The 18,566-nt window shown below is 71.0% G+C and carries 20 protein-coding genes and 1 riboswitch; of the genes, 8 read left to right on the forward strand and 12 right to left on the reverse strand.

The features are described 5' to 3' along the window. Positions 1-2: 2 nt before the first annotated feature. Complete coding sequence (locus ACQEWB_RS21970) at positions 3-698, reverse strand: copper homeostasis protein CutC (RefSeq protein ID WP_432833569.1); 696 nt, start codon at positions 696-698, stop codon at positions 3-5. 108 nt (positions 699-806) lie between these two features. Next, positions 807-1,475 carry a maleylpyruvate isomerase family mycothiol-dependent enzyme gene (locus ACQEWB_RS21975; RefSeq protein ID WP_432833571.1) on the reverse strand — a complete coding sequence of 223 codons (669 nt, stop codon included), beginning with the start codon at positions 1,473-1,475 and terminating at the stop codon, positions 807-809. A 69-nt stretch (positions 1,476-1,544) separates the two neighbouring features. On the opposite strand from ACQEWB_RS21975, the gene ACQEWB_RS21980 reads away from it, so the two are divergent. The 3 genes from ACQEWB_RS21980 to ACQEWB_RS21990 all read left to right on the forward strand — a co-directional run bounded on the left by ACQEWB_RS21980 (position 1,545) and on the right by ACQEWB_RS21990 (position 4,192). Further along, positions 1,545-2,189: an HD domain-containing protein gene (locus ACQEWB_RS21980; protein WP_432833573.1), complete on the forward strand. Its 645-nt coding sequence runs from the start codon at positions 1,545-1,547 to the stop codon at positions 2,187-2,189. Between the two features lie 27 nt (positions 2,190-2,216). Then, positions 2,217-3,284 (forward strand): GNAT family N-acetyltransferase, encoded by a 1,068-nt coding sequence (locus ACQEWB_RS21985; RefSeq protein WP_432833575.1) that lies wholly within the window; start codon positions 2,217-2,219, stop codon positions 3,282-3,284. A 164-nt stretch (positions 3,285-3,448) separates the two neighbouring features. Further along, positions 3,449-4,192 carry a hypothetical protein gene (locus ACQEWB_RS21990; protein WP_432833577.1) on the forward strand — a complete coding sequence of 248 codons (744 nt, stop codon included), beginning with the start codon at positions 3,449-3,451 and terminating at the stop codon, positions 4,190-4,192. A 19-nt stretch (positions 4,193-4,211) separates the two neighbouring features. On the opposite strand, the gene ACQEWB_RS21995 is transcribed toward ACQEWB_RS21990, so the two are convergent. Further along, on the reverse strand, positions 4,212-4,481 hold the full coding sequence (locus ACQEWB_RS21995) for a DUF4031 domain-containing protein (RefSeq protein WP_432833579.1): 270 nt from the start codon (positions 4,479-4,481) through the stop codon (positions 4,212-4,214). Beyond that, a complete protein-coding gene (locus ACQEWB_RS22000) occupies positions 4,478-4,861 on the reverse strand; it encodes a hypothetical protein (RefSeq protein ID WP_432833581.1) in 384 nt (127 codons plus the stop codon). The genes ACQEWB_RS21995 and ACQEWB_RS22000 overlap by 4 nt, the downstream gene beginning before the upstream one ends. 55 nt (positions 4,862-4,916) lie before the next feature. Here ACQEWB_RS22000 and ACQEWB_RS22005 point away from each other — a divergent pair, with 55 nt between their 5' ends. From ACQEWB_RS22005 to ACQEWB_RS22020, 4 genes are all read left to right on the forward strand, one after another. After that, the gene (locus tag ACQEWB_RS22005) at positions 4,917-5,816 is read left to right on the forward strand and encodes a MurR/RpiR family transcriptional regulator (RefSeq protein ID WP_432833583.1); all 900 of its coding nucleotides are present in this window, start codon (positions 4,917-4,919) and stop codon (positions 5,814-5,816) included. A gap of 109 nt (positions 5,817-5,925) precedes the next feature. Next, a complete protein-coding gene (murQ, locus tag ACQEWB_RS22010; protein WP_432833586.1) occupies positions 5,926-6,861 on the forward strand; it encodes an N-acetylmuramic acid 6-phosphate etherase in 936 nt (311 codons plus the stop codon). A gap of 376 nt (positions 6,862-7,237) precedes the next feature. Continuing rightward, positions 7,238-8,203: an ankyrin repeat domain-containing protein gene (locus ACQEWB_RS22015; RefSeq protein WP_432833588.1), complete on the forward strand. Its 966-nt coding sequence runs from the start codon at positions 7,238-7,240 to the stop codon at positions 8,201-8,203. Positions 8,204-8,244: 41 nt separating this feature from the next. Beyond that, the gene (locus tag ACQEWB_RS22020; RefSeq protein ID WP_432833590.1) at positions 8,245-8,814 is read left to right on the forward strand and encodes a hypothetical protein; all 570 of its coding nucleotides are present in this window, start codon (positions 8,245-8,247) and stop codon (positions 8,812-8,814) included. Here ACQEWB_RS22020 and ACQEWB_RS22025 read toward each other — a convergent pair. The 4 genes from ACQEWB_RS22025 to ACQEWB_RS22040 all read right to left on the reverse strand — a co-directional run bounded on the left by ACQEWB_RS22025 (position 8,811) and on the right by ACQEWB_RS22040 (position 13,240). Continuing rightward, on the reverse strand, positions 8,811-10,352 hold the full coding sequence (locus ACQEWB_RS22025; protein WP_432833592.1) for a carboxylesterase/lipase family protein: 1,542 nt from the start codon (positions 10,350-10,352) through the stop codon (positions 8,811-8,813). The genes ACQEWB_RS22020 and ACQEWB_RS22025 overlap by 4 nt on opposite strands. Positions 10,353-10,422: 70 nt before the next feature. Beyond that, positions 10,423-11,328, reverse strand: a complete 906-nt coding sequence (locus ACQEWB_RS22030) for a metallophosphoesterase family protein (protein ID WP_432833594.1) — start codon at positions 11,326-11,328, stop codon at positions 10,423-10,425. 42 nt (positions 11,329-11,370) lie between these two features. Continuing rightward, complete coding sequence (locus ACQEWB_RS22035; RefSeq protein WP_432833596.1) at positions 11,371-11,964, reverse strand: GNAT family N-acetyltransferase; 594 nt, start codon at positions 11,962-11,964, stop codon at positions 11,371-11,373. Positions 11,965-12,118: 154 nt separating this feature from the next. Next, the gene (locus tag ACQEWB_RS22040; protein WP_432833598.1) at positions 12,119-13,240 is read right to left on the reverse strand and encodes an NADH:flavin oxidoreductase; all 1,122 of its coding nucleotides are present in this window, start codon (positions 13,238-13,240) and stop codon (positions 12,119-12,121) included. A gap of 134 nt (positions 13,241-13,374) precedes the next feature. Between ACQEWB_RS22040 and ACQEWB_RS22045 the strand changes: the two genes are divergently transcribed. Beyond that, complete coding sequence (locus ACQEWB_RS22045) at positions 13,375-14,046, forward strand: class I SAM-dependent methyltransferase (RefSeq protein ID WP_432833600.1); 672 nt, start codon at positions 13,375-13,377, stop codon at positions 14,044-14,046. A 102-nt stretch (positions 14,047-14,148) separates the two neighbouring features. On the opposite strand, the gene groL is transcribed toward ACQEWB_RS22045, so the two are convergent. From groL to thrC, 4 genes are all read right to left on the reverse strand, one after another. After that, entirely contained in the window at positions 14,149-15,771 is a 1,623-nt protein-coding gene (groL, locus tag ACQEWB_RS22050) for a chaperonin GroEL (RefSeq protein WP_432833603.1), read from the reverse strand. A 355-nt stretch (positions 15,772-16,126) separates the two neighbouring features. Then, positions 16,127-16,333 (reverse strand): cold-shock protein, encoded by a 207-nt coding sequence (locus ACQEWB_RS22055; protein ID WP_019057200.1) that lies wholly within the window; start codon positions 16,331-16,333, stop codon positions 16,127-16,129. Between the two features lie 452 nt (positions 16,334-16,785). Beyond that, positions 16,786-17,061, reverse strand: a complete 276-nt coding sequence (locus ACQEWB_RS22060; RefSeq protein ID WP_128432056.1) for a ubiquitin-like small modifier protein 1 — start codon at positions 17,059-17,061, stop codon at positions 16,786-16,788. Beyond that, positions 17,058-18,347, reverse strand: a complete 1,290-nt coding sequence (gene thrC / locus ACQEWB_RS22065; protein WP_432833606.1) for a threonine synthase — start codon at positions 18,345-18,347, stop codon at positions 17,058-17,060. The genes ACQEWB_RS22060 and thrC overlap by 4 nt, the downstream gene beginning before the upstream one ends. An 18-nt stretch (positions 18,348-18,365) precedes the next feature. Next, positions 18,366-18,512: riboswitch (SAM riboswitch) on the reverse strand. Positions 18,513-18,566 lie beyond the last annotated feature (54 nt).

The raw sequence follows: 18,566 nt of genomic DNA on the forward strand, positions 1-18,566 counted from the left end.
GCTCAGGAAGGCCGGTCCAGTGCACGACGCCAATCCCGCACCGCCTCTGCCGATACCGGGTGGTCCCAGCCGTTCGGCCTCGCCGCGCCGCCGATGTGGAAAGCGTCGACGCCCGCCGCGATCAGCTGGGGTACGTGCTCCAGTCTCAACCCCCCTCCGACCATGATCCGCGGCTCATAACCCGGCTCCCCGCGCCTCGCCGCCTCCGTGAGCAGCGCGGGGAGGCCGTCGTCCACTCCCGTCGCCGAGCCTGCCGTCAGGTAGGCGTCCAGGCCCGGCAGGCCGTCCAGCTGTTTACGCAGGGCGTCCCGGTCCGCGGAGTGGTCGATGGCCCGGTGGAAGGTCCAGGCGCAGCCGTCCAACTCCCCCAGCACCCGCTCGACCGCCGCCAGGTCGACGCCCCCGTCCGCGTCCAGGAAGCCCAGCACGAACTCCGTCGCCCCGGCCTCCCGCATCTCCCTCGCGACCCGCACCACCCGCCCCGCGTCCCCCGCGGCGAACCCGTCCTCCAGGCGCAGCATCACCCTGAGGGAGATGTCGACGGCGGCGCGGATCGCTGTGAAGGTCTCGACCGACGGGGTCAGGCCGTCGGCCGCCATGTCGGTGACCAGTTCGAGGCGGTCCGCGCCTCCGGCCTGGGCGGCGATCGCGTCCCCGGCGTCGAGGGCGATCACCTCCAGGACTGCACGCTTGGTCATGGGACCCCATTCATCTCATCGGCTCGACGGGCAGATACAGGTCTAGTCCAATTCAAAGACTACGCCGGTACGCCCGCCGACACGACGACACCCCTCACCTCGGCATCGTCAGAACCCGAAGATGTTCAGCTCCCCCGCCTCCACCCCGACCAGCTCGTGGTCGGTCCCCCGCACCGGCCGCCCCGAGTACAGCCGTACGAGCGTCGCCGCCTCGCCGATGAAACGCGCCGGCGGCCGGGCCGCCGCCGGGTCGCCGAAGCGGAGCGGCTCGTCCACGTCGTCCAGGTCGGCGTGCAGCGGCACGTGCGTCTTCTCGCGGGTGACGCGGACGAGGAGGGTGAGGGCGTCGGTGAGGCCGGGACCGCCGTACGCGCCCGGCTCGCCGAGCACCTCCCGTACGTCACCGGCGTGCACCCACTCGCCCAGCGCGACCAGGTCCAGCCTCCCGCCCGCCTTGGCGATCACCGGCCCGGCCTCGGTCATCCCGCGCTCCAGCTCGTCGACGACCTGCGCGTTCGTCCAGTCGGCGCGCTCGGCGATATCCCGGTCGTTGGACTCGGGCGAGAACACGCCCTTCTCGAAGCGGCTCTCCACCACCCGTGTCAGCACCGACGAACAGTGGGCCAGCACATCCCGGACCGACCACCCCGGACACGCGACCGTCGGCAGGGCGAAGTCGGCGTCCGGGCGGGAGCGGAGGAGCGGTACGAGCGCGTCGCGCTCGGTGGTGAGGATTCGTCCGGGGAGTTCGGGGTCGCGTACCTCGGCAGCAGTCATGAAGCCACGCTAGGGCGCATCCGCGATCAACAGGGATCGATCGGCGGGGATCGGCGGGAGAATGCGGGCATGGCCGATCTCGACGCCCTGCGCGCCCGCTGGACCCGTGCCCTGGAGGGCGCCCGGTCCCCCGCCGCCGGTCCCGACCCCGCCCCCTACGCCGACAACCTCCTCGCCCGCTGGCAGGAGCCGCAGCGCCGGTACCACACGCTCGCGCACCTCACGGCGGTCCTCGACCACATCGACGTACTGGAGAAGTACGCGGCCGATGCGGACGTGGTGCGGCTGGCGGCCTGGTTCCACGACGCGGTCTACCTCCCGGACCGGTCCGAGAACGAGGAGCGCTCCGCCCGCCTCGCCGAACGGGCCCTTCCCGAGGCCGGGGTGTCGGAGGAGCGGACCGCGGAGGTGGCCCGGCTCGTCCGTCTCACCGTCACCCACGCCCCCGAGCCCGACGACGCGAACGGCGCGGTCCTGTGCGACGCCGACCTCGCGATCCTCGCCGCCGCCCCGTCCGCGTACGCCGCCTACACCGCCGCCGTCCGCGAGGAGTACCACTTCGTCCCCAACGACGCCTTCCGGGAGGGCCGTTCGGCGATTCTGCGGCAGCTCCTCGGTCTTCCGCGGCTTTTCAGGACGCCGTACGGGACGGAGAAGTGGGAGGCGACCGCTCGCTACAACCTCGGCGCCGAGCTGGAAATGCTGTCGCCCTGACGGGCGGTGCGGCCTAATCTGCGGCTCATGCGAAACATGGGCGGGGAGTACGTGACCGAGGCCGTCGCCGGCTGCGCGGCGGCGCTGCGGCCGGCGGTGGAGCGGGACTGGGCCGTGGTGAACGCGGCCGGGCTGGAGTGGTCCGTGCACACGACGGCGGTCCACATCGCCGACGACCTCGTCGCCTACGCGGCCAACCTGGCCGGACGGGCGCGCGACGCCTACGTCCCCTTCGAGCTCCGGCTCGACGACGGGACCGACAACTCCGGCCTGCTGCACGTGATCGAGACGACCGGTGCCCTGCTCGCGGCCGCCGTCCGCACCGCACCCCGCGAGGCGCGCGCCTTCCACCCGTACCCCTTCCGCAGCGCGAACCGCGAGGGCTTCGCGGCGATGGGGGTGGCCGAAGTGCTGCTGCACACGCACGACATCACGGCCGGCCTCGGGCTGCCGTACGAACCCCCGTCCGCACTCCCGGAGTTCGTGCTCACCCGGATCTTCCCGGAGGTCCAGCCGGGCCCCGACGCCTGGCGCACCCTGCTGTGGGCCACCGGCCGCGGCGAGCTGCCCGGCCGGGCGCCCGTCACCGAGTGGCGCTGGAAGAACAACCTGGTCATCGACGCCGACCGCCTCACCCTCCAGGGCATCACGCCCGCCGCGGCCCGCGACCTCGCCATGGGCGGCGACGGGGGCTTCGGGTGGATCGAGGGCGGGCCGTACGAGGGCACGCGGGAGGCCTCGGGCTTCATGGTCAAGGCCTACGAAGGGGGCGTACACCGGCCGGAGTTCGGCGTCTTCGCCCTCGTCCGGCGGGAGGACGGCCGCGCGGTCGGCGGCATGGGGTTCCACGGGGTGCCGGACGAGGAGGGAAGGGTCGAGATCGGCTACGACCTCGTCGAGGGCGCCCGCGGACAGGGTTACGCCACGGAGGCCCTACGGGCGCTGGCCGACTGGGCGTTCGCCCGGGACGACGTACACACCCTCTTCGCGACCGTCGACCCCGACAACCTCCCGTCCCAGGCGGTCGTCACCCGCGCCGGATTCCGGAAGGCGGGCGTGGACGAGGAGGGATACGCCTACGAGCTGCGCCGCTGACCGCGGCCTGACGTACCCGGGGCGCATCCCCGTCCCTTTCCCTCCCCCGGTCCGTCCGCTGTCCGGATAATTCCGGTACGGCATGTCGTGCGGGGCGTGCACGCGGCGCATCGGCCGTGCGGGCCGCGCATCGGGGGAACATCGGGGGAATTCGGGGGAGCACCATGAGTCAGTACGACCCACCCGGCCCGCCCGGCCCACCGCGACCGGACCCGGACCACCTGCTGGCCCGCCGGAGCGTGCGCTGGACCATCATCGGGGTGGTGCTGAGCACCGCGCTGGCGCTGATCGGACTCTTCGTCCAGGCCTCGCAGTCCAATGGCGGTGATTCCGGCGGCGGTTCGAGCGGCGGTAGTTCGAGCGGCGGCGGTTCCGGCGGCAGTTCGACCGGCGCGTCCGGTCCGGGAGGGACGACAGCCACAGGCGGTACGTCGAGCACCGGCCGTACGCCCGAGGAAGCGGGCGCCGGTGACGACGGGCTGACCTCCGCGGAGCGCTCACTGCGGGACTCCCTCAACAGCGCCCAGTGGCAGCGCGACAGCTGCGAGCACTGGACGGCGCCGGACGCGACCGCCGCGCTGCGCTGCACCGTCACCACCCTGGGCGGCACGACCAAGGCGAAGATCGCGACGTATCCCTCCAAGAGCAAGGTCCAGGAGGTGTACCTGCGTTACACGTCGAGGCTCGCCGAGGGGAACTGCGACACCACGCAGAACGCGCGCGGCACCTGGCACGAGAACGACTCCTCGACCCCGTCCGGTGACATGGCCTGCTACTGGTCCGGCGCCGCGCAGTACGTCATCTTCTGCACGTACTACGACCGGCCCGCGCTCTTCGAGGTGGACGGCAACGACCCGGTGGCGCTGACCGACTGGTGGCACACCGTCGACCGGGTCTTCACGAGCTGACCCGCGACCCGCGCCCGCCTCACGACCAGGCCCGCCCCTTCGGCCGCCGCAGCCCGGCCCCCGTCAGCAGCCGTACCACCTCCCGGCTGCTGACCTCCACCGCGCCCGCGGCCACCGCGTCCGCGTACCGGTGCGACGGGATGTCGTAGTGGTCGCGCTCGAAGGCCCGGCGCGGGACGCCCAACTCGTCGGCGAACAGCTTGAGTTCGTCGTACGAGACATCGCTGATGAGGTGCGACCACATCCGGCCGTGCCCCGGCCAGTCCGGCGGGTCGATGTACACGGTCACGAGGAGGACATCCCGCCCGTCGCCGAGCCCAGCCCGCCCACCGCCGCGACCTTGACGCCCGCCTTGTGGCAGACCCAGTGCGGGTCGGGGCCGAGTTCCGGTTCGACGTCGAGCGCGTGCGGGTCGCCGGAGCCGCAGACCGGGCACAGGGGCCAGCGGCCGTACACCTCGAGGAGGGCGTCCTGCACGTCCTGGGCGACCAGCCCCGCCACGTACGGCGCACCCTCCGGCCACTGCTCCACCCACCAGCGCCGCTGTACGACCGACTCCTCGACCATGGACACCACGTCGGCCGCGGCGACCTCGCCCGCGGCCAGGTCGGCGAGCACCAGGGCGCGTGCCGCGTGCAACGCCTGCTCCAGGGGGCTGATGGGGTCCATGGCCCCATTGTGCGCACTCTTGACCGCAGGACCGAGCCGAAAATATCTTTCATACGTGACCCAGGACGTGAAGGAAATTTTCGCCGGCCCCGCCCCCGCCGCACTCGCCGCCAAGGTCCGCACCCTCGCGCCCTCCATGACCCGCTCCATGCAGCGCGTCGCCGAGGCCGTCGCGGGCGACCCGGCCGGCTGCGCGGCGCTGACGGTCACCGGCCTCGCCGAACTCACCGGCACCAGCGAGGCGACGGTCGTACGCACGGCCCGGCTGCTCGGCTACCCCGGCTACCGCGACCTGCGGCTCGCCCTCGCGGGCCTTGCCGCGCAACAGCAGTCGGGGCGGGCGCCCGCCATCACCACCGACATCGCGGTCGACGATCCGATCGCCGACGTCGTGGCGAAGCTCGCCTACGACGAGCAGCAGACCCTCGCCGACACGGCGGCGGGGCTGGACACCGTGCAGTTGGGGGCGGCCGTCGCCGCGGCGGCGGTGGCACGGCGAATCGATGTGTACGGGGTGGGAGCGTCGGGTCTGGTTGCCCAGGACCTCACGCAGAAGCTGCTGCGGATAGGGCTGATATCCCAGGCGCACAGCGATCCGCACCTGGCCGTGACGAACGCGGTGCAACTGCGGGCCGGGGACGTCGCCATCGCGATCACGCACTCCGGCTCGACCGGAGACGTCATCGAGCCACTGCGGGTCGCCTTCGAGCACGGGGCCACGACGGTGGCGATCACCGGGCGGCCGAGCGGGGCGGTCACCCAGTACGCCGACCACGTACTGACGACCTCGACGGCGCGGGAGAGCGAGCTGAGGCCGGCCGCGATGTCCTCCCGGACCAGCCAACTCCTCGTCGTGGACTGTCTGTTCGTCGGGGTGGCGCAGAAGACGTACGAGACGGCGGCCCCCGCCCTCGCCGCGTCCTACGAGGCGCTGGCGCATCGGCATCGCCGCTGATCCCCGGTAATCCCGCCAGTCCCCGGCAATCGCAGGCAATCGCAGGCAATCGCAGGCAATCGCAGGCAACAGATCAGACCGCACCGCACACCTGAAAGAGCCGCCCGTCATGACCTCCACCTCCAACCCCCGTGATCTCCGCGCCGAGTTGGAAGCGCTGACCACCGAGGCCTTCCGGCCGGAACTCGCCGACATCGACCAGTTGCCCACCCTCGACATCGCCCGCCTGATGAACGGCGAGGACGCGACCGTCCCGTCCGCCGTGGCCGAGCGGCTGCCCGAGATCGCCGCCGCGATCGACGCCGTGGCCGAGCGGATGGCCCGGGGCGGGCGGCTGGTCTACGCCGGGGCGGGTACGGCCGGACGCCTGGGTGTGCTCGACGCCTCCGAGTGCCCGCCGACCTTCAACACCGACCCATCGGAGGTGGTCGGGCTCATCGCGGGCGGGCCGCCGGCCATGGTGACGTCCGTCGAAGGGGCCGAGGACTCGGCGGAGTTCGCGCGGGCCGACCTGGACGCGCTAGCGCTCACGTCCGCCGACACGGTGGTCGGCGTCTCCGCCTCCGGCCGCACCCCGTACGCCATCGCCGCCGTCGAACACGCCCGGCGCGCGGGCGCGTTGACGGTCGGGCTCGCCTGCAACGCCGACAGCGCGCTGGCCGCGGCCGCCGACCACGGCATCGAGATCGTGGTCGGCCCGGAACTGCTCACCGGCTCCACCCGCCTCAAGGCGGGCACGGCCCAGAAACTCGTCCTGAACATGCTCTCGACGATCACGATGATCCGGCTGGGCAAGACGTACGGGAACCTCATGGTCGACGTACGCGCCTCGAACGAAAAACTCCGTGCCCGCTCACGCCGCATCGTCGCACTCGCGACGGGGGCGTCGGACGAGGAGATCGAGCGGGCACTCGCCGCCACGGACGGCGAGGTGAAGAACGCCATCCTCACCATCCTGGCGGACGTGGACGGCCCAACGGCGGCACGGCTGCTGGCGGAGTCGGGGGGGCATCTGCGGGCGGCACTGGGGGCGGCGGCAGGCTGAGGGTCCGGCGGGTGGCCGAACTGGGGCTCACGGCCGAACAGCGGTCGTACGAGGTGCCGGAGAGGACCCTGAGCACCCGCTCCACAACGCTCTCGTCCCGCGCGAAAGGGCCGTCCGAAATGCCGTCGGGCGCGTCCGCCACCCGCCCTCCACCGCCCACCACCCGCCGTCCGCCGTCCGCCGTCCACCACCCGCCGTCCGCCGCCCGCCGCCCGCCGCCCACCGCCCACCGCCCACCGCCCACCGCCCATTGTCAGTGGGGTCTGCGATGGTGTGGGTACGGAGATCCGCGGGCTGGAGGGGGCACGGGATGGGTGGGCGGGATGCCGGTGGTTGGGCCGGGATGGATTATCGGGGCTGGCAGGACCACGGGGACGTGACGCGGCGGCTGGACGCGGGGGCCGATCCGGAGAGTTTCGGGGTCGGCGGTTCGCGGCCCCTGCATCGCGCCGCGCTGTTCGGCTCCCCCGAGGTCGTCGGGGAACTCGCCCGGCGCGTGCCCGACGTGGACGCGCTGGAGAACGGGACGACCGCGCTGTGGGACGCGACGGTCGCGGGCCGGACGGAGAACGCGCGTGCACTGGCCGCCGCCGGAGCCGACCCGGAGTGGATCGGGCACGGCGGCTGGACACCGGCCCGGCTGAGCCTCGCGGGGCCGGAACCCGGGCTGTTCACGCCGACCGGGGGCCGACCCGAGCTGCTCGGTCCGCCCGGAGCCCAGCCCGACCCGCTCGATCCTCCCGGCCACCGGCCCCGTCTGACCGATGCGGAGCGCGCCGTCGCGGACGAAGGGCGGCGGCTCGTCGCCGCCCTCGGTGACTTCCACTACGACGGCCTGGGACTGGCCTCCGCCGCCGGGATCGACGCGGAGGAGGCGATACGCCGGCTGGAGGCGACGCCGGCCGACCGCGAGTTGATGGCCTCCGTGGTGGCTGACCCGCTCGACCACGACATGGACGACATCCTCCGGCTCGTCGGCGTGACGACCGTGCCGGGCGGCTGTGTCGTCACCCAGCCGTGGGGATACGGCCCGTCGATGCCCGGCATACACACCCGCCTCTCCACGGGCACCGTCTCCTACGGCCTGTACGCCAACCCCAAGAGCGGCAACCAGGGCAGCATCCACCGTGACGGCGTCTGCGAGGGCTGGGACCTCCACCCGGGCGGCGGCCCGTACGCCGGCGAAACCCCGGAGCAGGTGCTGTTCTCCTACGTCTACGCCCACCACGCCGTGGCCTACTGCCTCGCGTACGCCGACCTGCGCCCGACCGACGCCCGCGCGGTCCTCGGCCCACCGGACCACTGGGTCGAACTGCCCGACCGCGACTACTGGGCGACCTGAGGAGAATCCCGAAAAGTGCGACGAACACGCAGACTGACACCATGAACCACGCCCAGCTGACCGCCCTGGGCCGCGCCCTCCGCCTCCTCGGCGAGCACGGCGAGGCCCTTACGGCCGACACCCCCGACGCCAGGCTGCACGAGGTCAAGGCCGATATCCGGCGCGCTCTGGACCTGCTGGACGAGAGCGTCGCCGGGGCCGCGCCCGCCACCCGTTGCCCCGAACATCCCAACGGGCCGGTGGACGAGGCCGCGCCCGACCTCTGTCTGCTCTGCGAGACCCGGCGCCGCGCAGCCCGTCGCAACGAGTTCAACGGCGGCCCGCTCCCCCAGACCCCCACCGAGTCCGCCCCCTCCCGCTACGGCGTCCGCGGCGACCGCCCCCAGCCCCAGCAGCGCTGGCTGCCGGAGCTGTGGAACGGACAGGAGTGGCAGCTGTGCGGCACGCCGAGACGGGACCGGCGCGAGGCCGAGCTCTACCTCGCCGCCCAGCGCCGCGGGCCGCGCGCCGCGATGGCGTACCGGCTCGTGCACGAGTTCACCGACTACGAGGTGCTCCGCGTCTGGGGCACCCCGGTGAAGGTCGACATCGAACCCCTGGGCAATCTCTAGTCGGCCTCACCCGGGTTCAGGAGCGGCAGCGGCGCGAACTCGTAGTCCTGCCACAGGCGCCGCGTCACCTCCTCCGGGTAGGCCCGCACCTCCGGCTTCGCGTCCAGGACCTGCACCAGCCGCTCCTCGGGGTCGTACGCCGGCCACCCCGGGTCGCCCGTGCGCGCGAACGCCGTCCACGCCGAGCGGAAACGGGCCGACAGCTCCCGCGCCTGGTCCGGCACCCCGCTGCCCATGAACAGCAGATTCCCGAGGTCGGCCTCGTACGTGCCGAACAGCAGCGGAATGTCCAGCCCGTGGCACGCGCCCAGGACGCCCCCGGCACCCGGCGCCGGCCAGGTCAGCTCGTAGACGTGGGCCCGGCCGCCGCCCGCCACCTGCGCCTCCGCCAGCCGCAGGCTCGGCATGCTGAACAGCCAGTCCGTCTGCACGCGTTCGAACAGCTCACCCGGCGCGGCCTCCGGGAAGGCGGCACGATACGCCTGCTCCCCCTCCGGCCCGGGTCCGAAGGTCCGCAGCGCCCACCCCGCCTGCTCCTCCGTGATCTTCCCGAGCTGCCCGCCCATCACGATGAACAGCCGCCACTCGTCGCGGTTGTGCCCGACCACCAGCTCCACGTCCCGCCCCGCACCGGCCGCCAGCGCCTCCCACGGGGTCGTCGGCAGCACCTCGCCGTCGACGACCGGCGAGAAGGGGGTGACCGTGGGCGCCAACCGCCCCCACCGGTCCTCGTACTGCCGCATCTTCTCGCCCAAGGCCTCGCCCGCTGCGGTCAGTCGACGCGGATCCACGGTGGCCAGCGCGGCCGCCGTCGGCGGCAGACCCGCCTCCTGGGCGATCTCGGCGGCGACGTCCCGCGCCAGTTCGTCGGAGAAGAACGTGCCCGGCACGCTCTGGGCGACGGCCCGGTGGAAGAGGCCGCGCGCGCTCGGCATCGCCAGCAGCGAGGCCACGGCGCCCGCACCCGCCGACTCCCCGAATATGGTGACCTGCGCCGGGTCGCCGCCGAACGCCGCGATGTTGTCCCGTACCCACTCCAGCGCGGCGACCTGGTCCAACAGCCCCCGGTTGGCGGGCGCCCCCTCGATCCGCGCGAACCCCTCGATCCCGACCCGGTGATTGAAGGTCACGACGACCACATCACCATCACGGGCGATGTACTGGGCGTCGTACCCCGGACTGCCCGCATGACCCGCCTTGTAGGCACCGCCATAGATCCACACCATCACCGGCCGCCGCCCCGCGGCCGCACGCACGTCCGGCGTCCACACGTTCACGGTCAGCCAGTCGTCACCGGTCGGGGCGTCCAGCTCCCCCTCCCGCCCCTGGAAGGCCATGTCCTGCGGGGGCGGCGGTCCGAACTCGTAAGCCTCCCGGACCCCGTCCCACGCCCGCGCGTGCCGCGGCGCCTGGAAGCGGGCCTCCCCCACCGGCGGCTCGGCGAACGGGATGCCCCGGAAGACCGCCAGCCCGCCCTCCTCCCGTCCACGCACGGCACCGGCATCGGTGCGTACGACCGGACCCTCGGCTGTCGTCATCGTCGACTCCTCACTGGTGGGGGCGAGCGGCACTGCTCGGCTTCACTCAAACGCAAAGAGCTTGCGTAAGTCAACCAATCGGCGGTGAAGAGGAGTCGTACCGCTCCAGCAGGGCCCGCGTCCGCTCCGCGTCCAGCTCGTACACGGTCTCGTGGGCGCGCGGATCACGGGCGTGGAAGGTGTGGAACATCGGCCCCGAAGCCCCACCCAGCTCCACCAGCGAGGCCGAGGCGCCGCGCACCGCACGCTCGGCGCCGGGGGCGGTGGTCAGGTCGATGCGGTTGACGATGCCGGGGGTGACCCACACCGGCACGGACTCCAGCATCCCGAAGAGCTGGAGGTGGTAGTGCCCGGTGAGGACGACCCGTACGTCACTCCCACGGATGGCGGACGCCAGCGCCTCGGGGTTGCGCAGCCCGAAGGCCTGCTGGGTGGCGGAGATGTCGAGGCCGATGGGCGGGTGGTGGAAGGCGAGAAGGGTGCCGTTCTCCGGGGCCGGTTCGGTCAACACGCCCCGCAGCCAATCCAGTTGCCCGTCCCCGAGCCACCCGTGAATGCGCCCCGGCACCAGCGAGTCGAGAGTCACGAACCGCCACCCACCCACGTGACTGACGGCGGCCCGCTCCCCGTCCGCGGACTCGAACACGACCACCCCCGCCCGCTCACTCCCGTCGGCCTCCAGATGCCCACTGCCGAGCACCTTGCCGAACGCCTCGCGCTCGTCGTGATTGCCGGTGGTGTAGAAGACGGGCGCGTCCAGCCGCCGCGCGAACTCGCCCACCAGCTCCCTCACGGCCGTATACGCCTCCACAGCCCCGTCGTTGGCGATGTCCCCGGTGACGACGATCGCGTCCACGCCACGCTGGTGGCGGAGTTCGGTGAGGATGAGACGCAAGGAATCGGTGGCGTTGACGCCGTGCCTGTTGGGGGCGTCGGTGCGTTCGACGTGAGTGTCGGACAGATGCAGGATCCGCATGTCACCGAACGCTAGCGGGAGTTGACGCCCTCAACCAGGGTGTCAGCCGGCCGCCGGCCGCCACATGGTCGTCACGACCTGCCCCGCACCGATGGTGATCTCACCACGCACCCTGAAGCCGACGCTCTCGTAACGCTTGAGGTTGGCCGGGTTGGTGGACTCCAGGTAGGCGGGAGCCCCGAGTTCGTCGATACGGGCGAGACTCTCGGCCACCAGCGCCATGCCGAGCCCCTTCCCGCGATGATCGGCGTGGGTACCCAGGATGGTGAGATAGAAGAACGGCTCACTGGGGTGAGCCTCCTCGAACCGCTCCCCGATCGCCATGATCGCCCGAGCGGTCCGCACATCGGTGACCTCCCCCAACTCCCGCTCCAGCCGCTCCACTTCCTCGGCGGTCAGCTCGACCCCGCCCGGCGGAATCCAGAGCGCGGCAGCCTCGACGTCCGGCGTGACGAGGACCCAGGGATAGCGCAGGGCGGAGGTCACATAGGCCCGCCACATAACGGCGGCCTGCGCGGCCCGCCGCCCCTCGTCGGGGAAGGCGGCGCCCCAGACCGGGTCATGGAAGAAGGCGGAGTTGAAGGTGGAGACGATGGGTTCGATGTCGGCGGGGGTGGCGATACGGACGGAGGTCATACGCCCATTTTCAGCCCACGTGGATTTATTTTCAGCCCGTCTGGGGGTGCCCCCTCTGGGGGAGTTTGAGGACGAGGCCGAAGGCCGATGGGGGTCTGGGGGCACAGCCCCCAGGACCGCGCACCCCCACCACCCCGCACCGAACCACCAACCGTCAGCTGAGCGACGCCAACGCACCAGCGTCGTAGGGCTCAAGCTCGTCGCCCCGCCCAGAAAGCACCTTCGCCGCCCACTCCGGATCCTGAAGCAGCGCCCGCCCGATGGCGACCAGGTCGTACTCCTCCCGCTCCAGCCCGTCCAGCAGATCGTCGATCCCCCGCACCGGCGCCCCCTCCCCCGCGAACCCACGAAGGAAGTCCCCGTCGAGCCCGACCGACCCGACGGTGATCGTCGGCCGCCCGGTCAGCTTCTTCGTCCAGCCCGCCAGATTGAGGTCGGACCCCTCGAACTCGGGCAGCCAGTAACGGCGCGTGGAGGCGTGGAAGGCGTCCACACCGGCCTTGGCGAGCGGCGCGAGGATCGCCTCCAGCTCCTCCGGCGTCTCCGCGAGCCGCGCCCGGTAGGCCTCCTGCTTCCATTGCGAGTACCGGAAGATGATCGGGAAGTCGGAAGACACCGTCTCCCTCACGGCCGCCACGATCTCCGCAGCGAACTTGGTACGGGCGACGGCGTCACCGCCGTATGCGTCGCTACGACGGTTCGTGCCGGCCCAGAGGAACTGGTCGAGCAGGTAGCCGTGAGCGCCGTGCAGCTCGACCCCGTCGAACCCGATCCGCTCGGCCGCGACGGCCGCCTCCGCGAAGGCGCCGATGACGTCGTCGAGGTCGCGCTGGGTCATGGCCCTGCCGGTGGGCTCATCGGCGCCGATGCGCAGACCGGACGGCCCGACGGCCGGGGCGTCGGCGAACGGCGGCTGCCCCTGCTCGCGCACCATGCCGATGTGCCACAGCTGCGGCACGATCGTGCCGCCGGCCGCGTGCACGTCCTCGGCGACCTTGGCCCACCCGGCGAGCTGCTCCGCGCCGTGGAAACGGGGGACGCTGTCGCTCTGTCCGGCGGACTCGTGACCGACGTAGGTGCCCTCGGTGACGATCAGGCCGACGCCGGCGGCGGCACGGCGCGAGTAGTACGAGGCCACGTCCGCGCCGGGGATGCCGCCCGGGGAGAACATGCGCGTCATCGGGGCCATGACGATGCGGTTCGGGACGGTGAGCCCGTTGATCGTGGTCGGCCGGGACAGGACCTCGGCGGCGCGGGAGGTGGCGGGGGCGGTCACGTCGGGGGACTCCTCGTGCGGGCTGAGTAAACCGGTTGGTATGTGCGCACGCATTGTTGCATCCCCTGAAACAATCGCCTATGCCCTGCCTCACATTCCGCATCCGGCTCTGCCCCGCCCCCGAGAATGTCCGTATGCCGAAGCCCCCACTGGTCTCCGCGAGCGAGCTGGAACGTTCCTCCGTGGTCGCGAACAACACGATGAACCGCGAGCGCGGTCTCGCCGGAGTGAACAGCTACGCCCGTGAGCTGGGCTTCGATCCGGTCGCCAGGCTGGCCGCCGGGCCCGCCGCCCCCTCCTGGCTGGACCTGTGCAGTGGGGAGGGCCGCGCCCTCAGGGAAGCCGCCGCCGTTCTCGCCGCCGACGCGGTGCTCACCGCCGTCGATCTGGTGGGCCCCCTGTTTCCCGTCCCGGCCCCGCCCAATCTGGAGGAGATCGTCGGCTCCGTCTGCTCCTGGGCGCCCTCACGGACGTACGACCTCATCACCTGTGTTCATGGGCTGCACTACGTCGGCGACCAGCTCGGGCTGCTGGCCCGTGCCGCCTCCTGGCTCGCACCCGGCGGACGGCTGGCCGCGCACTTCGACCCGGAGTCGGTCCGGTGGGCCGACGGATCGGCGGCCGGGCGGGTGGTGGTCCCGGCGTTGCGGGCGGCGGGCTTCCGTTACAGCGCCCGGCATCACCGGCTCACCCTCGACGGCGGGCGCCGGGTCAGGCTCCCGTTCCGCTATCTCGGTGCCGATCCGGCCGCCGGGCCGAACTACACGGGCCAGCCCGCGGTCGGCTCCCACTACACCCCCGTGTGAGCCACCGCAAAAGCCCGAGGGCGGCACCCCCCGTCGTATGACAGGAAGTACCGCCCTCGGCAAGGACGTTGATCAACCGGAGGCCGGGACCCCCGAGGTCGATCAGAAGTCCATGTCACCGCCCGGCATGCCGCCACCGGCGGGCGCGGCGGCCTTCTCCGGCTTGTCGGCGATGACGGCCTCGGTGGTGAGGAAGAGCGCGGCGATGGACGCGGCGTTCTGCAGGGCAGAGCGCGTGACCTTCGCCGGGTCGATGATGCCTTCCTTGACCAGGTCGACGTACTCACCGGTCGCGGCGTTGAGGCCGTGACCCGGGGTGAGGTTGCGGACCTTCTCCACCACGACGCCGCCCTCGAGGCCGGCGTTGACGGCGATCTGCTTCAGCGGGGCCTCGAGCGCGAGCTTCACGGCCTGCGCGCCGGTCGCCTCGTCACCCTCCAGCTCCAGCTTCTCGAAGACCTGGGAGGCCTGGAGCAGGGCCACGCCACCACCGGCGACGATGCCCTCCTCGACGGCCGCCTTCGCGTTGCGAACGGCGTCCTCGATGCGGTGCTTGCGCTCCTTGAGCTCGACCTCGGTGGCCGCGCCCGCCTTGATGACGGCGACGCCACCGGCGAGCTTCGCCAGGCGCTCCTGGAGCTTCTCGCGGTCGTAGTCCGAGTCGCTGTTCTCGATCTCGGCGCGGATCTGGTTGACGCGACCCGCGACCTGGTCCGAGGAGCCGGCACCGTCGACGATGGTGGTCTCGTCCTTGGTGATGACGACCTTGCGGGCCTTGCCCAGGAGGTCCAGGGAGGTGTTCTCGAGCTTGAGACCGACCTCCTCGGAGATGACCTCGCCACCGGTGAGGATGGCGATGTCGTTCAGCATCGCCTTGCGGCGGTCGCCGAAGCCCGGGGCCTTGACCGCGACGGACTTGAAGGTGCCGCGGATCTTGTTGACGACCAGGGTCGACAGGGCCTCGCCCTCGACGTCCTCGGCGATGATCAGCAGCGGCTTGCCCGACTGCATGACCTTCTCCAGGAGCGGGAGCAGGTCCTTGACGGAGCCGATCTTGGAGTTGGCGATCAGGATGTACGGGTCGTCCAGGGACGCCTCCATACGCTCCATGTCGGTGGCGAAGTACGCCGAGATGTAGCCCTTGTCGAAGCGCATACCCTCGGTGAGCTCCAGCTCCAGACCGAAGGTCTGGGACTCCTCGACGGTGATGACGCCTTCCTTGCCGACCTTGTCCATCGCCTCGGCGATGAGCTCGCCGATCTGGGTGTCGGCGGCGGAGATGGAGGCCGTGGAGGCGATCTGCTCCTTGGTCTCGACATCCTTCGCCTGCTCGAGCAGGGCACCGGAGACGGCCTCGACGGCCTTCTCGATACCGCGCTTGAGGGCCATCGGGTTGGCACCGGCGGCTACGTTGCGCAGGCCTTCCTTGACGAGGGCCTGGGCGAGAACGGTCGCGGTGGTCGTACCGTCACCGGCGACATCGTCCGTCTTCTTGGCGACTTCCTTGACCAGCTCGGCGCCGATCTTCTCGTACGGGTCCTCGAGCTCGATCTCCTTGGCGATGGAGACACCATCGTTGGTGATCGTGGGGGCGCCCCACTTCTTCTCGAGGACGACGTTGCGGCCCTTGGGGCCGAGCGTCACCTTCACGGCGTCCGCGAGCTGGTTCATGCCGCGCTCGAGGCCGCGCCGCGCCTCCTCGTCGAACGCGATGATCTTGGCCATGTGAAGTGGTCCCTCCAGGACTGGGGGTGATTCCTTCGGACCGCGCCCGCGCCCGCGACGGACGGCTCGCCTGCCCCGTGGGTTCCTTCCCCACCCGGCCTGCGGGCCTCACCGACCCGGTCCTTCGTTGTCACTCTCACCTTCAGAGTGCTAACGCCAATGATTAGCACTCGGGGTAGGCGAGTGCAAGCGGCTCTCAGGGATCGGCCAGGTCCCCCACGGGTCCCCAGGGGGCTCCCCGGGCCCCCTGAGGCTCCCCGGGCATGCCGGAGGGCTCGTAACCCATGACTCCCCATGGGATACGAGCCCTCCGAAAAAACAGAAGAACGACGCTGCGATCTACCCGGCGCGTGCTTCAGCTGGTCGCCAGTCGGACCATGTCCGCCTGCGGCCCCTTCTGACCCTGCGAGATCTCGAAATCGACCCGCTGGCCCTCTTCCAGGGTGCGGTACCCGTCCATCTGGATGGCGCTGTAGTGGACGAAAACATCCGCACCACCGTCGACCGCGATGAAGCCGTACCCCTTCTCCGCGTTGAACCACTTGACGGTGCCCTGAGCCATGCCTAACTCCCCTATTACTGGCCCTTGCACAGACCCGCACTTCGCGGATCCGGGTCAGACCTCACCCCCCACGGTTTGGGGGCGTGCGCCGGAACGCGTCGACCGCGGCTGAATGTATCTGTCCAACTGCCGTCTGCAACAGGTCAATCGGACGAGAATTCTGGACGGAACCGGTCCGGAATGTAGCGAGAATTCGCCTGAATTCAGGGCAAGTCGGGCCCCACAAAGGGAACATAAGCCACAAAAGACCTGCACACTTTGGCTGCTTCTTGTCGCACCCGAAGCCGGTACTCATATGCGTCCGGCATGCGGGAAGCAGCAGGTTCCCCAACTGTACCGTGCTCAACCATGCAGAATTGCCCCCTCCGCTTCTCTCACGGAGGGGGCAATTCGGTGAACTCTTGGTGACCGGCGTTACCGACGGTAATAATCGGGGCGACCGGTATGCACGCTCAGCCTCCGGCGACGGCCGGGATGATCGAGACGCCCGCACCGTCCGGGGTCGCCGTCTCCAGCCCCTGCTCGAACCGCACGTCGTCGTCGTTCACGTACACGTTGACGAACCGTCGCAGCTTGCCCTGGTCGTCGAGGACGCGCGCGGCGATGCCGGTGTGGTTCTTCTCCAGGTCGGCGATGACCTCGCCGAGGGTGGCACCTTCGGCGGCGACCTCGGCCTGACCGCCGGTGTAGGTGCGCAGGATGGTGGGGATGCGGACGTTGACGCTCATGATGCGAGGCCAGCCTCTCGGAAGGAGTCGAGGTTCGGGCGGATGGTGGCGGTGAGGCCCGTGTCGGCCACCGCGTCGAGGGTCTTGAGGCCGTCGCCCGTGTTGAGCACGACCGTGGTGAGGGTCGGGTCGAGTACGCCGTTCTCGATCAGCTTGCGTGTGACGCCGACCGTCACGCCACCCGCCGTCTCGGCGAAGATGCCCTCGGTGCGGGCCAGCAGCCGGATCGCGTCGACGATCTGCTCGTCGTTCACATCCTCCACCGCACCGCCCGTACGGCGAGCGATGTCCAGGACGTACGGCCCGTCCGCCGGGTTGCCGATGGCGAGGGACTTGGCGATGGTGTTCGGCTTCTGCGGCCGGACCACGTCGTGCCCCGCCTTGTACGCCACCGACACCGGCGAGCAGCCCTCGGCCTGCGCGCCGAAGATCTTGTACGGCCTGTCCTCGACCAGCCCGAGCTTGATCAGCTCCTGGAGCCCCTTGTCGATCTTCGTGAGCTGCGAGCCGGAGGCGATCGGCACGACCAGCTGGTCGGGGAGCCGCCAGCCGAGCTGCTCGCAGATCTCGTACGCCAGGGTCTTGGAGCCCTCCGCGTAGTACGGCCGCAGGTTGACGTTGACGAAACCCCAGCCCTCGCCGGCCGGGTCGCCGATCAGCTCGGAGCAGAAACGGTTCACGTCGTCGTAGTTGCCCTCGATGCCGATGAGCTCGCCGCCGTAGACCGCGGCCATGACGACCTTGCCCTGCTCCAGGTCGTGCGGGATGAACACGCAGGAGCGGAAGCCGGCGCGGGCGGCGGCGGCACCCACCGCGCCGGCCAGGTTGCCGGTGGAGGAGCAGGAGAGGGTGGTGAAGTCGAAGGCGCGGGCGGCCTCGATGGCCTGGGCGACGACGCGGTCCTTGAAGGAGTGCGTCGGGTTGCCGGAGTCGTCCTTCACGAAGAGCTTGCCGGCCTCGACGCCCAGCTCGCGGGCCAGGTTGTCGGCCTTGACGAGCTTGGTCCAGCCGGGGTTGATGTTCGGCTTCTCGGCCACGTCCGCGGGGACGGGCAGCAGCGGCGCGTAACGCCAGATGTTCGCGGGTCCCGCCTCGATCCGCTTGCGGAGCTCCTCGGTGTCGTAGGCCGAGAAGTCGTACGCGATCTCCAGCGGGCCGAAACACTCCTCGCAGGCGAAAACCGGGCCGAGCGGAACCTGGTGACCGCATTCGCGGCAGCTCAGCGCTGCGGCGGGACCGAGGTCGACGGTGGGGTTCGTGGTGCTTGCAGCAGTCTGCGCAGCCATGTGAGGGGAGGCCCTTTCTCCTCATCTTCCTCACGACGCATCTCGTCGTGAGACGGATTTGGCACCTTCCCTAGCCGGGAGCCTCACCACGACGACGTGGAAAGACCGGCTGGAGGGTTGCCGGGGCTTCATCGGGCCGTATCCCTCTGCCCCTCTGGATGAGCGGTATTCGGTTGTCAGTTCAACGACCTCGGACATGCGATGGTCATCGACGTTGTT

Source organism: Streptomyces sp. CA-249302, assembly GCF_050936785.1.
GTDB lineage: Bacteria > Actinomycetota > Actinomycetes > Streptomycetales > Streptomycetaceae > Streptomyces.

Coding starts and splice junctions, on each gene's coding strand:
- ACQEWB_RS22045 (WP_432833600.1), top strand. CDS start 13,375: ATGCCGAAGCCCCCACTGGTCTCCGCGAGCGAGCTGGAACGTTCCTCC.
- murQ (WP_432833586.1), top strand. CDS start 5,926: ATGACCTCCACCTCCAACCCCCGTGATCTCCGCGCCGAGTTGGAAGCG.
- ACQEWB_RS22060 (WP_128432056.1), bottom strand. CDS start 17,061: ATGAGCGTCAACGTCCGCATCCCCACCATCCTGCGCACCTACACCGGC.
- ACQEWB_RS21980 (WP_432833573.1), top strand. CDS start 1,545: ATGGCCGATCTCGACGCCCTGCGCGCCCGCTGGACCCGTGCCCTGGAG.
- thrC (WP_432833606.1), bottom strand. CDS start 18,347: ATGGCTGCGCAGACTGCTGCAAGCACCACGAACCCCACCGTCGACCTC.
- ACQEWB_RS21970 (WP_432833569.1), bottom strand. CDS start 698: ATGACCAAGCGTGCAGTCCTGGAGGTGATCGCCCTCGACGCCGGGGAC.
- ACQEWB_RS22020 (WP_432833590.1), top strand. CDS start 8,245: ATGAACCACGCCCAGCTGACCGCCCTGGGCCGCGCCCTCCGCCTCCTC.
- ACQEWB_RS22025 (WP_432833592.1), bottom strand. CDS start 10,352: ATGACGACAGCCGAGGGTCCGGTCGTACGCACCGATGCCGGTGCCGTG.
- ACQEWB_RS22000 (WP_432833581.1), bottom strand. CDS start 4,861: ATGGACCCCATCAGCCCCCTGGAGCAGGCGTTGCACGCGGCACGCGCC.
- ACQEWB_RS21990 (WP_432833577.1), top strand. CDS start 3,449: ATGAGTCAGTACGACCCACCCGGCCCGCCCGGCCCACCGCGACCGGAC.
- ACQEWB_RS21975 (WP_432833571.1), bottom strand. CDS start 1,475: ATGACTGCTGCCGAGGTACGCGACCCCGAACTCCCCGGACGAATCCTC.
- ACQEWB_RS22055 (WP_019057200.1), bottom strand. CDS start 16,333: ATGGCTCAGGGCACCGTCAAGTGGTTCAACGCGGAGAAGGGGTACGGC.
- ACQEWB_RS21985 (WP_432833575.1), top strand. CDS start 2,217: ATGCGAAACATGGGCGGGGAGTACGTGACCGAGGCCGTCGCCGGCTGC.
- ACQEWB_RS22035 (WP_432833596.1), bottom strand. CDS start 11,964: ATGACCTCCGTCCGTATCGCCACCCCCGCCGACATCGAACCCATCGTC.
- ACQEWB_RS22030 (WP_432833594.1), bottom strand. CDS start 11,328: ATGCGGATCCTGCATCTGTCCGACACTCACGTCGAACGCACCGACGCC.
- groL (WP_432833603.1), bottom strand. CDS start 15,771: ATGGCCAAGATCATCGCGTTCGACGAGGAGGCGCGGCGCGGCCTCGAG.